This is a genomic window from Rothia sp. HMSC073B08, from assembly GCF_001812975.1.
Lineage (GTDB): Bacteria > Actinomycetota > Actinomycetes > Actinomycetales > Micrococcaceae > Rothia > Rothia mucilaginosa.
In genome coordinates, this window is record NZ_KV811087.1 from 1 (window position 1) to 14,664 (window position 14,664).

The following is a 14,664-nucleotide window of genomic DNA, read 5'->3' on the forward strand; positions in this document are numbered from 1 at the left end:
CCGGTCACCCACACTCAACTCGGAAGAGCCATTAAAGGTTACTATCTAATGGTAGCGGGATATCACCCCGACGAGGCGATATCCCGCAGAAGTAGATAAGAAACCCACTGTTATATATGGCACATAAAGTAGACGTTAGCCCAGTATCTCGGAGAGCTCGAGCCAGCGCATTTCTAGCTCGTCAATCTCGTCCTGAAGAACCTGCTGCTGCTCGCCCAGAGCGGCCAAACCGGCGTAGTCCGAGGCATCGTGCGCGCTCATCTGCTCGGAGAGCTTCTCCTGCTCTGTAGCGAGCTTGGCGAGGCGACGCTCAATCGCACCGGATTCCTTCTGTGCTGCACGTTGCTCGGCACCGGAAATCTTCGGCCTGGCGGGCGCCTCCGCCTCCTGTGCCGAAGCCTTCTGCGTCGGAGCGGTGGAACGCGCCTGTGCGGAGCCTGCCGCCGAGCCGCCAGCACCGGCAGCAGAGAGCGCCAAATACTCGTCCACACCGCCGGGCAGGTGACGGAACGAGCCATCAATCACCGCGTACTGCTGATCTGTTACGCGCTCCATAAGGTAACGGTCGTGGCTGACCACCAGCAGGGTGCCGGGCCAGGTGTCCAGTAGATCCTCCATGGCTGCGAGCATGTCGGTGTCCAGGTCGTTGGACGGCTCGTCGAGAATCAGCACGTTCGGTTCATCCAGCAGAATCAGCATGAGTTGCAGGCGACGCTTCTGACCACCCGACAGGTCCTTGACCGGGGTAGACAGCTGCGCGCTCGTAAAGCCCAGACGCTCCAGCATCTGCGAGGGGGACAGCTCCTTACCATCGGCAATGTAGCTACGCTTCTTGCGGCCAATCACATCCGAGACGCGGTCGTTAGCAACCTCGTTGAGCTCATCGAGTTGCTGGGTCAGGGTCGCAATCTTCACAGTCTTACCGTGCTTGACGCGGCCCTCGGTCGGCTTAAGATCACCGGTCACCAGAGAGAGCAGAGTGGACTTACCCGCGCCGTTCACGCCCAGGATCCCGGTGCGCTCGCCGGGGGCAATACGCCAGGTGACCTTCTTCAGCACGGGACGCTTGCCGCCGGGCATCGAGGGGTCGTCGTAGACGACGGAAACATTTTCGAGGTCGACCACGTCCTTGCCGAGGCGGGAGACCGCCATCTTCTTCAGCTCCACGGTGTCACGCACCGGCGGGACGTCCGCAATGAGGGCGTTGGCGGCATCAATGCGGAACTTCGGCTTGGAGGTACGCGCGGGCGCACCGCGGCGCAGCCAAGCGAGCTCCTTGCGCATCAGGTTCTGACGCTTCGCCTCCGCTGCGGCTGCCTGACGGTCACGCTCCACACGCTGCAAAATGTACGCCGCGTAGCCTCCCTCGAAGGGCTCGACGATGCGGTCGTGCACTTCCCAGGTGTCGGTACAGATTTCGTCGAGGAACCAGCGGTCGTGGGTGACGACCATGAGTCCGCCAGCATTCTTGGACCAGCGGGACTTCAGGTGGTTAGCGAGCCAGGTGATGGCTTCAACGTCCAGGTGGTTGGTGGGCTCGTCGAGCATCAGCACGTCCCACTCCTGCGCGAGCAGGGATGCGAGCGCTACGCGTCGACGCTGACCGCCAGAGAGCGAAGAGACGGGCGCATCCCAGGGCAGATCGGAGACCAGGCCCGAGATGACATCGCGGATACGAGGTTGCGAGGCCCACTCGTATTCGGGGGTGTCGCCCACAATCGCGTAGCCAACCGTGTGGTCGTCGTCAAGAACATCGGACTGGTCAAGGTAGCCGATGCGGGTGCCGCCGCGCACGGTAACGCGGCCGGAGTCCGGTTCGAGCCGGCCGGCAAGGATCTTCATGAGGGTGGACTTGCCGTCGCCGTTGCGACCGACAATGCCGATGCGGTCGCCTTCGTTCAAACCGACCGTGATGCCCTCAAAGATGGTTCGGGTAGGGAATTCGAGGTGCAGCGATTCGCCGCCAAGTAGATGTGCCACGCCTTCTAGGGTACAGGGTGAGCCTTCAGTTCAAGTAGCGCTCCAAGCTTTGATGAGGGGGTACTTGGCGGTGCTGAGAAAAGCTGTGGGATTGCGGGGCGCGCGGCTAAGTTGAGCACAGATATTTGATAAACTGAGGAAAGCATTTCCTGCATTGCGCTGTTCTGTGCCCAAAATGGCGGTCAATGACAATGGGGGCCCGTAGCTGGGAACTCATATGAATGTATGGATAATCCGCCATGGTGTAATGGCAGCACAGCGGCCTTTGGAGCCGTTTGTCTAGGTTCGAGTCCTAGTGGCGGAGCGTAAGCACTCAACGGCACCGTTGATAGAGAGTTGGCGGTCCGCGCTCACTCCTCACTCTTACAACCTCGTCTAAGGAGTCTTCCCAGTGAACACTGAACTGGCACCCTCTGCAGTGATCGTTCTCGCCGCAGGCGCTGGTACGCGCATGAAGTCCGCGACCCCCAAGGTCATGCACGGCATTGGTGGTCGTTCCATGGTTGAGCACGCTGTCGCTGCTGCACGCGACCTGAGCCCTGAGCGCCTCGCTGTTGTGGTACGTCACCAGCGCGATAAGGTTGCTGAGCATGTGCTTGCGTTTGACCCTGAGGTAACCATCGTTGATCAGGATGAGATTCCGGGTACCGGCCGCGCTGTTGAGGTCGGTCTGAACGCTCTGGATGCGCAGGCACCCGTCTCCGGCACCGTCCTGGTGACCTACGGCGATGTTCCTCTGCTGCGCCCCGAGACTCTGCGCGAACTGATTGCCTTCCACGAGGAAGACAAGAACTCCGTAACCGTCCTGACCACCCACATTGATGAGCCCGGCGCCTACGGTCGTATTGTCCGTAACCAGGCTGGCGAAGTGACCGCTATTGTTGAGGCGAAGGACGCTTCCCCCGAAGAGCTCGAAATTACCGAGATTAACTCCGGTATTTACGCTTTTGACGCCGCTGTTCTGCGTGAGGCACTGCTCGAGGTGACCACCAACAACGCACAGGGCGAGAAGTACATTACCGACGTTCTGTCCATTGCTCGTTCGAAGGGCCACCGCACCTCCGCTCTGGCTATTGAGGACCGCTGGGAGGTTGAAGGCGCTAACGACCGCGTGCAGCTGGCTCAGCTGGGCCGTATGCTCAACAACCGTATCCTTGAGGCACACATGCGCAACGGCGTGACCATCGTTGATCCGCAGAACACCTGGATTGACGTTACCGTCACCATTGAGAACGATGTGACCCTGCTGCCCGGCGTGCAACTGCATGGCTCCACCACCGTTGCTACCGGTGCCACCATTGGCCCGGACACCACCCTGACCGATATGACCGTTGAGGCTGACGCTACTGTCATCCGCGCTCACGGTTTCGGTGCTGTCATCGGCGAAGGTGCAACTGTTGGACCCTTCGCATACCTGCGCCCCGGTACCACCCTGGGCAAGGGCGCTAAGCTTGGCACTTTCTGCGAGGCTAAGAACTCGCAGATTGGTGATGGTGCCAAGGTCCCGCACCTGTCCTACGTTGGTGACGCCACCATCGGTGAAGGCGCAAACATTGGTGCAGGCTCTATTTTTGCGAACTATAACGGTCTGGTGAAGAACCGCTCCGTTATTGGAGCACATGCCCGCATGGGATCCGCGGGTATTTACGTCGCACCTGTTACCGTTGGTGACGGTGCCTACTCTGGCGCGGGCGCGCTCATCCGTAAGGATGTTCCTGCGGGCGCCCTCGCCTACTCTGAGACTTCCCAGCGCACCATCGAAGGCTGGGTCCTGAAGAACCGTGCTGGTACCGAACCCGCCGAAGCCGCCAAGGCTGCTGGCGCTCAGGAACCGGCAGAATCCTAATTCGAGGAAAGAACAACACCATGAGTAGCGAGATTACCAACCCCGGTGAGCGCAAGCTTGTAGTGGTCTCCGGTCGAGCACACCCCAAGCTTGCCGAGGAGATCGCACAGGCTCTTGACCACGACCTGCTGCCCACCTCCGCATACACCTTCGCCAATGGCGAGACCTACGTCCGTTTTGAGGAGTCGGTGCGCGGTGCGGACGCTTTCGTGATTCAGTCGCACCCGGCACCCATCAACGAATGGCTCATGGAGCAGCTCATTATGATTGATGCACTTAAGCGTGCATCTGCTCGCTCTATTACCGTGGTGTCTCCTTTCTACCCCTATGCTCGTCAGGACAAGAAGCACAAGGGTCGTGAGCCTATCTCGGCACGTCTGATTTCGGACCTGTACAAGACTGCAGGTGCTGACCGCCTAATGTGCGTGGACCTGCACACTTCGCAGATTCAGGGCTTCTTCGACGGTCCGCTGGATCACCTCTTCGCGATTCCGGTTCTGGCTAAGCACATCCGTGAGCGCGTGGATGACCTGTCCAACGTGACCGTTGTGTCCCCGGATACCGGTCGTGTGCGTGTGGCTGAGCACTGGGCTGATCTGCTGGGCGGCGCGCCTCTGGCGTTCGTGCACAAGACCCGCGACATTAACGTCCCCAACCAGGCTGTTTCTAAGACTGTTGTGGGTAACATTGAGGGTCGTACCTGCGTGCTGATTGATGACATGATTGACACCGGCGGCACCATTGCTGGTGCGGTGAAGGTTCTCATGGATAAGGGAGCGAAGGAAGTTATCATTGCGGCAACTCACCCGGTTCTTTCCGATCCGGCTGCTGAGCGTCTGTCCCAGTGCGGTGCCGTGGAGGTCGTTGTGACCAACACCCTGCCCGTGCCGGAAGATAAGCAGTTCGATAACCTGACTATTCTCTCCATCGCTCCGTTGATTGCTCGTGCTATTCGCGAGGTCTTCGATGAGGGCTCTGTGACCGAGATTTTCGAGCACTAACCTTCTAAAGCCTAAAGAAAGTCCCCCGCTGACCGTTAGGTCGGTGGGGGACTTTCTGTTGTATGAGGCTAAAGCTAACCCGGCAGGAATAGATATCTGTTCCTGCCGGGTTAGTGCTGTATTTAGCGCCGCGTGCTTAGCGGTGTGCCTGTGCGAGCCAGGGCAGAATCACACGCAGGGACTGTTCCACTTCATCCACTGCAACCTTTGCTGCTGCGGGGCCGCGACGGTAGGGGTCTTCCAACCTGTCGATATCGAGCGGGCGGGCACCGTAGGAGTAGAGGTAGGAAAGCGGCTCGGCGCGGCGCGCTTCCTCACGGATACGTGCGGTCTGCTTGAGCAACTTGATCTTGGAGTGGTGCTGGGGCCACTCGCGCACGATCCAGTCGGCGTGTACCTTCTCAGCGACCAGGATGATGGTGGCGTTCTCAATAATTTGCTCGTTGAGCTGGCGAGATGCGAAGCCCTCCGGGTTGTAGCCTCGCTTGATGAGCTCGTTAGCTACGTGTTCGTAGACGCCGTGGCCGACGAGGGCGCCGGTTCCTGCGCTGGAGAAGATCCACTTGTCTTCCAGACCGTACTCGGCGGCAAGGTGCTTGGAGATGACCTCGCCGGATGCGCTGCGGGCGATGTTGCCGGTGCAGACGAAGACAGCTTCGAAGGGGCCGTCGCCGCTCGTGCTGCCGGTACGGTTGAGGGTTTTGGGGGAGAGCTTGAACAGCGGGGTGCGCTCGCCTCGGGAGTCAGTAGCGGGGGAGGACTGTACGTTTCCTGCGCTCTGGTTGTTGGCTTCTTCGGGGTCGGCGAGCTCTTCGGCATCGACCGTGGGCGCGTTGTGGTGGCCCACGCGGATGATGCTGGGGCCGGTGGTCTTGCCGTCTACGTCGAGGATGTCGCCGGGGGTGGCCTCGATGTTGGTGTGGGTGAGGGGCTGTGCGGAGACGGTTGCAGTGCCGTCGGCACTGAGCTCTTCCTCGGGAGTGACTTCCTGGCTGGCTACCTCGGCGGGGGAACGGACTTCGTAGTCTTCGATGGCTTCGCGGAGCGAACCGTCGGGGGTGATGGTACGGCTGGCTACCCCGCGGCGGTTCTTGCCCGCCAGTTCGGGGTTGCTCTTAATGAGGGAACGGACTCCGTCGGCAATATTTGCGGAGGAAGAAGCAACGGTCGCCGGGTGTTCCTCAGCGGTTTCTGCGGAGTTGGTTTTGTCCTCGGAGGAGCCCCACGCGTACTTGTCCTTGAGGGACTTAATGTTGAAGATGCCCATCAAAAAGCCTTTTCTAATTGACGTACCCAACAGTGAACAGGGAAGCCGGAAGTGTCGGGTTGGTTGAATGAATAGTATCTATCATACCGAGTTACTTGCACCTTCAGCGGTTCCTTTTCCTGTGTGTGGCGAATACCCATAAATGTCTTATGTTTTAGCTATGAAGTAGAGGTTCTTCTTTCGACTAAAGATGACCAAAAGTACAAGCTTGATGCCGAAAATGTTTAGAGGGTGCGTGCTAAAATTGGCGTGAAATGCTGGTCTTCTTCTCACTCAGGAGCCAGCGAGTACATCCACCAACGAGGACCAATGAAGAGTATTTATACTAAGCTTCGCCTGCTTTTCCCGGGACGAAGCTTTACGCTGCTTGTCTTTAACCTGATCGGCCTGTTCCTCCTATCTTTGATGGAGATGGTTGGTGTTGCTGCAATTCTTCCCATTGTGAATATTGCGATGGGTGCGGAACTTACCGGTTACCTGGCTGTACTTTCCGATATCTTCGGCAACCCTCAGCGTTCTGATTTGGTGGTCTATCTGGGTATCGTTCTGGTGCTCGCCTTTGTTATTAAAGGTATTGCTGCACTCCTCTTTAAGCGCTGGAGCCTGAAATTTACGGGTTACCAGCAGTTGGCGACGTCGACGACAATCCTCAATCATTACATGAAGGATAGCTACTTTAACCACAGGAAGTCTCAGCCTGAAGAAACCGCATTCCTGATTAGCACCTACGTGGTGTTTGCATACCGCGGTTTTGTGGGATCGATTATTAACTTTGTGGGCGATTTCCTGTCTATCATGGTGTTGCTCATCATGATTCTTTGCGTCATGCCGGTTCCGGCGCTGATTGCTTTCGCATACTTCGGCATCACCATTGCTGTCATGCAGTTCTTCTTGCGCCGCGGTAACGCGAAGTATGGTGAGATAACGGCACGTGCGGGTCGAGACGCTTTGCGCTTCCTCTTGGATGACATCAGGGGCTTCCGCGAAATTCGTATTACGAATGCACACAAGGCTGCTATCGAGCAGTACCGCGGGCCCGCAGCACGAAGCGTTAAAAGCGACGTTAACCTCTCGTTCCTGAATGACTTCCCCAAGTACTCCCTTGAAGTTATTTTCATTGTGGGTATCGCAGGTCTGTTGGCTCTGGTGACCGCAACTCAGGGTGCTGATGGTCTTCCTTTCCTCATGCTTTTCGCAACCGCATGTATCCGCATCCTTCCGAATGCGACCCGTATGATTGCTTCCCTGGGTGGTATTCGCGCGAACGAGTTCGCTAGTGAAGAGGTTGCTAAGGTTATTCGCTCGATGAGCCCGGAAGAGCAGCGTTTGCAGATGGTTGAGTTCAAGGATGAAATTGATCCGGCAACCATCATTAACTCGGGTATTGAGCCCGTGGATGTTCAGATCGATAACCTGGTCTACCGTTACCCGGACGGTGATAAGGACGTTCTCAAGGACATTCAGCTGGATGTGCCGGCTGGTACCTCGGTTGCTTTCGTGGGTGGTTCCGGCTCGGGTAAGACTACTCTGGTTGACTTGATTCTTGGTCTGTTGACCCCGACGAACGGTACGATCTCTAGCCAGGGTAAGGACATCCATACTGACCTGCATTCCTGGTACCAGAAGATTGGTTATGTCCCTCAGGACCCCTACCTGGGTAACGGCACGCTGCGTGAGGCAGTTGCCTTCGGTATCCCCGCAAAGCACATTGATGATGACCGTGTGATCTACTGCCTCGAGCTGGCGGAGCTGATGCCCGTCGTCGAGACCCTGGAAGACGGCATCAACACCTCGATTGGTGAGAATGGTAACCGCCTTTCCGGTGGTCAGCGTCAGCGTGTGGGTATTGCGCGTGCGATGTACCGCAACCCGAGCCTGTTGGTTATGGATGAGGCAACCAGTGCACTGGACAATGAGACTGAGCACAAGATTACTCAGACCATTAACCGCATCTCCAAGGAGATAACCGTGATTATTGTTGCTCACCGTCTTTCCACGGTGCGTAACGTTGATCAGCTGGTGTACCTCTCCCAGGGACGCATCGCGAATAAGGGAACTTTCAAGGAAGTTCAGGCTGCAAACGAAGAATTTGCGAACCTCGTTCGCCTGGGCCAGCTGCCCGACTAATTGTAACTATGGGGGTGATCGTATAGAGATATAGATACGGTCGCCCCCATATTTAGCCTTCTATAGCTTGTGTTTTCAGGCACCTCACTCAAAAGGACATATTGTGACTCATACCCCCCGCGTATCTGCGGTTATTCCTTTCTACGGCGAGCCGGAGCCGGTTCTTGCCATTATTGACACTCTGCGTGCTCAGCAGGGTGTTGACCCCGCCGATATTGAAATCGTCGTCTCGGATGACGTTTCGCCCACCCCCTTCCCCGAGGTTGAGGGCGTGACCGTGGTTCGCCGCCCTGTTAACGGTGGTTTCGGTAAAGCTGTGAACTCCGGTGTTGCTGCCGCGACCGGTGAATGGGTTTTCATCCTCAACAGCGACCTGGAACTGGATAACACCTTCGTCTCGCGCATGCTCGCAGCCGTGGAACGCCACGGCGAGGTGCTGGCTAGCCCGCAGATTATTGGCCACGACGGCAAGCAGCAGTGGGTCGCACGCAAGTTCCCCACCGCAGCGCATATTGCGTGGGAATGGTTCACTCCGCTGGCTCGTTTCAAGCCGACTAACTGGTGGCACCGCGGCGTTGGCCACGACGTTGAGGCATGCACCGGCACCTCGGACGCGAAGGTCGACTGGGTTATGGGCGCATGCATGGTCGTTCCTCGTGCGACCTTCAACCGCATTGGTGGCATGGATGAGCGTTTCTACATGAACAGCGAAGAGGTGGATTTCCAGTACCGCCTCTCGAACGCTGGTGTGGATCGTTACCTGATTCCTTCGGTAACCGTCACCCACGAGGGAGGCGGGTCTTCACCCTCCGAGCGCCGTGTACAGTGGCTGACCACTGCTCGTTTCATTTATGCGGATAAGTGGGGCTGGGAGAAGAAGCTTGCTGTTGCTCTGCGTGCTACCAGCTACGCGAACTTCCTGGTGAACTCGGTGCGCGGCCTGCGCAATAAGGATGTGGACGCTCGTGGATTCCTCGCCACCGAGCTGGATCGTATCGCCAAGGCAGAGCGCCGCGAGAACTAGGCGCGAAACGTGCGGAATCTACAGCGGTAGTTCCGCAAGATTTCTAGCACTCTTCATAAGAAGGCTCACATAGAACGTAGGAGGCGACACAGTGCACTCGAGTGTGTCGTCTCCTGCTTTCGTTGTAAAATTTCAATAGGTATGTTTTGCCTCTAAGTAGCAGGTGAAACTTTCCGTTCCTCTTCACTCCAACACATAGCACCGCACGGTTCTACCCTGCGGGTTCATATAGCAAACGCCGACAGGATTCAATCCTCATATGACTCAGCCCAAACTTCTACTGCTCTCACCCGCGTTCCACGGGTACTGGAAGGCAATTCAGGCATCCCTGGAAGTGCACGGATACGAAGTGCGCACCCACATTTACGATGCCCCGGGTACTCTGCCCGAGCGCATCCTCAACAAGCTTGCCCACGAACTGCCCGAGAAGTACCGCCCCGAAAGCTTCGCAGCGCAGGCAACCCGTAAGGCTATTGACGCTTTCAACGAATTCCGCCCCGATATTGTGCTGGTCATTAAGGGCGATATGCTCTCCCGCGAATGGTGGGACCTGCTGGAGACTTCCGGCGTTCGCTACGGCACCTGGCTCTACGACGAAATGCGCCGCATGAGCTACACCGAAGAGGACCTGCACCACCTGGGCGCGCTGGCAAGCTACAGCCCGCTGGATGCACAGCACCTGCGTGAGCAGGGCTTCGAGGTGCTCGACATGCCTAACGCCTACGACACCCACTGCCCGGTTGTCCCCATGCGCGAGGACTCCATCAACTTTGTCGGCGCTAAGTACCCCAACCGTGAGGAGACCCTGCAGGCGCTGGTCGCTGCCGGTCTGCCGGTGCGTGCCTACGGTCGTGCTTGGTCGCGTCACCCCTACGATATTCTGCGCACTAAGCAGTTCAAGGATTCCGGCGTGCCCGCAGGCCGCGATATTGACCGCTCTGAGGCGTATGGCATTATGGCGTCCTCCCCGGCAACGCTGAACATCCACAATAATCAGGATGGTTTCACCATGCGTACCTTTGAGGCTCCCGGTGTGGGCGCTCTGCAGGTGATTGACCGTGCTGATGTGGATCGCTACTACATCCCTGGCGAAGAGGTTCTGGTCTACGAGAGCATTGATGAGCTCATTGAGATCTGTACCCGTATTTTCCGTGAGCCGAAGTGGGCTCGTCAGATTCGTGAAGCCGGTCAGAAGCGTACTCTGGCTGAGCACACCTTCGATCAGCGTGTCAAGATTTTGGAGCAGCTATGGGCCTAACCTATCCCGTTGATATTGATGCATGGGCTGCCTGGCAGAAGCGTCAAAACACCCTGCGCTGGGCTAAGAGCGAGGCTCGCGCTCTTGTGGGACGTCTGCGCGCAGGCGCGGCTGAACAGGAAGGCCCCGTCGGCGGCGTGCTGTACACCCGCGGTGCCGTACCCCGCGTGCTCATCGTGCTCGATTCGTTCACGCCGACGAGCCGTAACTCCCTATTGGAGCCGCTCAAGTACCTCGAAAACGTGGGTGTGGCCCTGTGGGTCCCTGAGGACGCTTCGGAGTACCTCAACGGCCAGTACGCCACTGAACGTTACGACCGCGATGCCTGGAGCGAGCAGGAAGCGACAGGAGACCAGTTGCAGGAGCTCCTGCCCGGTGTGCGCGTAGTTCTCTCCCTGGGCCACTACCTGGCACGCGGTGCGGCAGCCTACGAGTTCTCTCGCGCGATTGGCGCTGAGTACTGGGTGGTTCAGCACGGCCTGCTGGTGCCTCAGGCGCCGCCGCTACCGGTCGGATGCACCCTGCTGGCTTTCAGCGAAGCTGACGCAGAATTTTGGGCATCGGGTCGCCGCGATGTCACCACTCACGCGGTGGGTTCGCAGCTGCTCTACCTCGCGGCGCAGAAGGCTGCCGGTGCTGAGGCACAGAAGCAGAACGACCTGGAACCGATCTTCCTGGGACAGATGCACGGTGCGGAACTGCCGCGCGCATCCTTCGCGTACGCTTCGCACTCCTTCTTGAAGAAGTTTGGTGGAACCTACCGCCCGCACCCGAGCGAGAAGGATAAGCTGTCGGTGCTGACCCACAAGCTGTGGGAGAAGGAAGGTATCCGCATTGACCGCTCCGGTACCCCGCTGAACGAGGTGCCGAACCCGGTGGTGTCCATCTTCTCTACCGGTGTTCTGGAGGCTGCAATCCGCGGTATCCCGGCGTGGGTTTACCACCCGGCACCGCCGGCATGGCTTGTGGAATTCTGGGACCGCTACGGCATGAACCAGTGGGGTCAGGAACCGACCCCGGCACCGGTTCAGCCGAAGAAGGAACCGGCACAGCGTATCGCTGAACTCATGATTGAAACTTTGGAGGCATAATGCGTATTCTCTGCGTCATCCCCGTGCGCGGTGGCTCAAAGGGCATTCCGCGTAAGAACCTGCGCCCCATCGCGGGTAAGCCGCTGGTCGCATGGACCATCGAGCAGGCACTGGCTGCTAAGGAAGAAGTAGCCGGCGAGCACGAGCTGCGTGTTGTCGTCTCCACCGACGATGCTGAGCTGGCTGATATCGCCCGCGAGTACGGTGCTGAGGTACCGTTCATTCGTCCGGCACACCTGGCTGAAGACACCACCGCAACCGAGCCGGTCATCGAGCACGCCATCGAGTTCTACACCGAAAACGGTTGGGAACCCGAGGCTGTCATGTTGCTGCAGGCAACCAGCCCGGTGCGTCTGCCCGGTACTCTGGCTCGTGCGGTCCGCCAGTTCGCGGAGAACGGTAAGGACTCCATGGTCGGTGTGATTCCGATTGGTCCGTTCATCTGGACTTGGCACGCTGACGGTGAGCCCACCGCGGCGTTCGAGATTATGGCTCGCCCGCGCCGCCAGGAGCTGACCAAGGAAACCTTCCGCTACCGTGAGAACGGTTCAATGTACATCACCAAGACCCACGTGTACACGGACCACCACAACCGCCTGGCGGGCTACCCCGGCGGTACTATTGATTTGTTCATGCTGGACGAGGTTGAGGGTGTCGACATTGACGCACCGATTGACTTCTCCGTGGCAGAGCACCAGCTCACTCAGATCCTGGCCGAAGGCAAGTAACCTTCACCTGCGGCAGTACCTCGTCTGCCGCTCCCGGCTTGACCGGCACTCAGGCATTCAACTAAACACTCAAACGAAAAGGTCAAAATCGTGATTATTGAACGCAATATTGCCCCCTACGTGGTCTTCGCTGAAGACCCGATTCTCAACGCACTGCAGAAGATTTCTGCCAACGGCCAGCGCATCATCTTCCTGGTCAACGAGTCCGGCATCCTGCGCGGTTCGCTCTCTGACGGCGATTTCCGCCGCTGGCTGATTGCCAACCCGACCGCATCCCTGGAGACCAGCGCCCTGGACGCTGCGAACACCAACCCGCAGACCGCCCCGGCTGACGCTGACCCCGAGACCCTGCGCGCATACTTCGCGAAGGGTATCAACCACGTGCCGCTGACCGACGAGCGCGGTCACCTCGTGGCACTGGCAATGGATGAGCAGGACGTCCTGCGCATCGGTAAGCACACCATCAGCGAGGATTCCCCCTCCTTCATCATTGCTGAGATTGGTAACAACCACCAGGGTAGCGTTGACTTCGCTAAGGAACTGGTGGACCTGGCTGTTGAGTCCGGCGCGGACGCTGTGAAGTTCCAGCTGCGTGACATGGACGCTCTGTACCGCCAGCGCGGCGCAGCAACCGCAGGTGAGGACCTGGGTGTTCAGTACACCCTGGACCTGCTGTCCCGCTTCTCCCTGACCGTTGACCAGATGTACGAGGTCTTCGACCACGTCAAGCAGCACGACATGGACATCATGTGCACCCCCTGGGACGCACCCTCCGTTCAGGCACTGGTTGACTACGGTATCCAGGGCATGAAGATTGCTTCTGCCGACCTGACCAACCACGAGCTGCTGCGCGACGTGGCTTCCCGCGGCCTGCCCATGCTGGTTTCCACCGGTATGAGCCGTGAAGAGGAAATCCGCGAGTCCGTGGCTCTGCTGCGTAACGCTGGCGCATCCTACGCTCTGCTGCAGTGCCAGTCCGCATACCCGGCACCCTTCAAGGACGTCAACCTGGCGTACATGGACCGCCTGGCTGAGATCGGTCAGTGCCTGGTCGGTTACTCCGGCCACGAGCGTGGCTACCACGTGCCGATTGCTGCTGTTGCTCGCGGCGCGAAGATCATCGAGAAGCACTTCACCACCGACAAGACCCTCGAGGGCAACGACCACACCGTCTCCCTGCTGCCTGAGGAATTCAAGGCAATGGTTCAGCAGATTCGTGAGGTTGAGGCGGCTATTGGTTCTGCTGCTCCTCGTGAGGTGTCCACCGGTGAGCTGATGAACCGCGTGAACCTGGCTAAGTCCCTGGTTGCTACCCGCCACATTGCTAAGGGCGAGGTCGTGACCGAGGCTGACGTTGCTGTGAAGTCCCCCGGCCGCGGTCTGCAGCCGAACTACCTGCCGCAGCTGCTGGGCCGCACCATGCAGCGCGACGTTGAAGAAGGCTCGTTCTTCTTCGAGGGCGACCTGAAGGACGACCTGGTGACCCGCCGCGACTTCAAGTTCGACCGTCCCTGGGGTCTGCCGGTTCGTTACCACGACTACAAGCCGCTGATTGAAGAGGCAAAGCCGGACTTCCTGGAGTTCCACTTCTCCTACAAGGACCTCGAGATTAACATCGACGACGTCTTTGACTCCAAGCTGGACATGGGCTTCACCACCCACCTGCCCGACCTGTTCGCAGGCGACTTCCTGGTGGACCTGGCATCCAAGGACCCCGAGGTGTGGGAGCGCTCCATCGCCGAGGTTCAGCGCACCATCGACATCACCCGTGACCTGACCCGCTACTTCACCGTAGACGAGGATCCGGTCATGGTCGTGACCATGGGTGGCTTCACCAAGGACAAGCACATCCCCGCATCCGCACGTGCTGAGAAGTACGAGCGTATCGGTGAGGCGCTGAAGCGTCTGGACGCATCCGGTGTCCGCCTTGCGGCTCAGACTCTGCCCCCGTACCCCTGGCTGATGGGTGGTCAGCAGTACCACAACCTGTTCCTGGATCCGAAGGACACCGCAGAGTTCTCGCGTGCGTTCGACACCGCGCTCTGCCTGGACATCTCCCACACCATGCTGGCATGTAACTTCCTGAACATTCCGCTGTCGGAGGCTGTTGAGCAGCTGGCACCGCTGTCCATCCACCTGCACCTGGTGGACGGCACCGGCGTTGACGGTGAGGGCGTTCAGGTCGGCGAAGGCGATGTCGACTGGGCATCCCTGGGCAAGCAGCTGCGTGAGCTGGCACCGAAGGCATCCTTCATTCCCGAGATCTGGCAGGGCCACATCAACAACGGTGAGGGCTTCTTCACTGCACTGGACCGCCTCGAGAAGTGGCTGTAGAAAGTAGA

General features: G+C 58.7%; 10 protein-coding genes and 1 tRNA gene. 9 read left to right on the top strand and 2 right to left on the bottom strand.

Annotation, left to right across the window (positions count from 1 at the left end):
- Positions 1-135 precede the first annotated feature (135 nt).
- On the bottom strand, positions 136-1,980 hold the full coding sequence (locus HMPREF2884_RS08300; RefSeq protein WP_070616721.1) for an ABC-F family ATP-binding cassette domain-containing protein: 1,845 nt from the start codon (positions 1,978-1,980) through the stop codon (positions 136-138).
- Between the two features lie 233 nt (positions 1,981-2,213).
- On the opposite strand from HMPREF2884_RS08300, the gene HMPREF2884_RS08305 reads away from it, so the two are divergent.
- The 3 genes from HMPREF2884_RS08305 to HMPREF2884_RS08315 all read left to right on the top strand — a co-directional run bounded on the left by HMPREF2884_RS08305 (position 2,214) and on the right by HMPREF2884_RS08315 (position 4,827).
- Positions 2,214-2,284, top strand: a tRNA-Gln gene (locus HMPREF2884_RS08305).
- An 87-nt stretch (positions 2,285-2,371) separates the two neighbouring features.
- On the top strand, positions 2,372-3,826 hold the full coding sequence (gene glmU / locus HMPREF2884_RS08310; protein WP_049352072.1) for a bifunctional UDP-N-acetylglucosamine diphosphorylase/glucosamine-1-phosphate N-acetyltransferase GlmU: 1,455 nt from the start codon (positions 2,372-2,374) through the stop codon (positions 3,824-3,826).
- Between the two features lie 20 nt (positions 3,827-3,846).
- On the top strand, positions 3,847-4,827 hold the full coding sequence (locus HMPREF2884_RS08315) for a ribose-phosphate diphosphokinase (RefSeq protein WP_070616722.1): 981 nt from the start codon (positions 3,847-3,849) through the stop codon (positions 4,825-4,827).
- A gap of 136 nt (positions 4,828-4,963) precedes the next feature.
- Here HMPREF2884_RS08315 and HMPREF2884_RS08320 read toward each other — a convergent pair whose 3' ends face one another.
- Entirely contained in the window at positions 4,964-6,094 is a 1,131-nt protein-coding gene (locus HMPREF2884_RS08320; protein ID WP_070616725.1) for an arsenate reductase/protein-tyrosine-phosphatase family protein, read from the bottom strand.
- 309 nt (positions 6,095-6,403) lie between these two features.
- On the opposite strand from HMPREF2884_RS08320, the gene HMPREF2884_RS08325 reads away from it, so the two are divergent.
- The 6 genes from HMPREF2884_RS08325 to HMPREF2884_RS08350 all read left to right on the top strand — a co-directional run bounded on the left by HMPREF2884_RS08325 (position 6,404) and on the right by HMPREF2884_RS08350 (position 14,656).
- Positions 6,404-8,221 carry an ABC transporter ATP-binding protein gene (locus HMPREF2884_RS08325; protein WP_070616727.1) on the top strand — a complete coding sequence of 606 codons (1,818 nt, stop codon included), beginning with the start codon at positions 6,404-6,406 and terminating at the stop codon, positions 8,219-8,221.
- Between the two features lie 103 nt (positions 8,222-8,324).
- Positions 8,325-9,245: a glycosyltransferase family 2 protein gene (locus tag HMPREF2884_RS08330; protein WP_070616729.1), complete on the top strand. Its 921-nt coding sequence runs from the start codon at positions 8,325-8,327 to the stop codon at positions 9,243-9,245.
- Between the two features lie 259 nt (positions 9,246-9,504).
- Positions 9,505-10,503 (top strand): CgeB family protein, encoded by a 999-nt coding sequence (locus HMPREF2884_RS08335; RefSeq protein WP_049327938.1) that lies wholly within the window; start codon positions 9,505-9,507, stop codon positions 10,501-10,503.
- On the top strand, positions 10,494-11,594 hold the full coding sequence (locus HMPREF2884_RS08340; RefSeq protein WP_070616731.1) for an RNA-binding protein: 1,101 nt from the start codon (positions 10,494-10,496) through the stop codon (positions 11,592-11,594). Before HMPREF2884_RS08335 ends, HMPREF2884_RS08340 begins: the two co-directional genes overlap by 10 nt.
- Complete coding sequence (locus tag HMPREF2884_RS08345; RefSeq protein WP_005508906.1) at positions 11,594-12,322, top strand: acylneuraminate cytidylyltransferase family protein; 729 nt, start codon at positions 11,594-11,596, stop codon at positions 12,320-12,322. Before HMPREF2884_RS08340 ends, HMPREF2884_RS08345 begins: the two co-directional genes overlap by 1 nt.
- 90 nt (positions 12,323-12,412) lie before the next feature.
- Positions 12,413-14,656, top strand: a complete 2,244-nt coding sequence (locus HMPREF2884_RS08350; RefSeq protein WP_005508905.1) for an N-acetylneuraminate synthase family protein — start codon at positions 12,413-12,415, stop codon at positions 14,654-14,656.
- Positions 14,657-14,664 lie beyond the last annotated feature (8 nt).

Coding starts and splice junctions, on each gene's coding strand:
- HMPREF2884_RS08315 (WP_070616722.1), top strand. CDS start 3,847: ATGAGTAGCGAGATTACCAACCCCGGTGAGCGCAAGCTTGTAGTGGTC.
- HMPREF2884_RS08320 (WP_070616725.1), bottom strand. CDS start 6,094: ATGGGCATCTTCAACATTAAGTCCCTCAAGGACAAGTACGCGTGGGGC.
- HMPREF2884_RS08325 (WP_070616727.1), top strand. CDS start 6,404: ATGAAGAGTATTTATACTAAGCTTCGCCTGCTTTTCCCGGGACGAAGC.
- HMPREF2884_RS08335 (WP_049327938.1), top strand. CDS start 9,505: ATGACTCAGCCCAAACTTCTACTGCTCTCACCCGCGTTCCACGGGTAC.
- HMPREF2884_RS08340 (WP_070616731.1), top strand. CDS start 10,494: ATGGGCCTAACCTATCCCGTTGATATTGATGCATGGGCTGCCTGGCAG.
- HMPREF2884_RS08345 (WP_005508906.1), top strand. CDS start 11,594: ATGCGTATTCTCTGCGTCATCCCCGTGCGCGGTGGCTCAAAGGGCATT.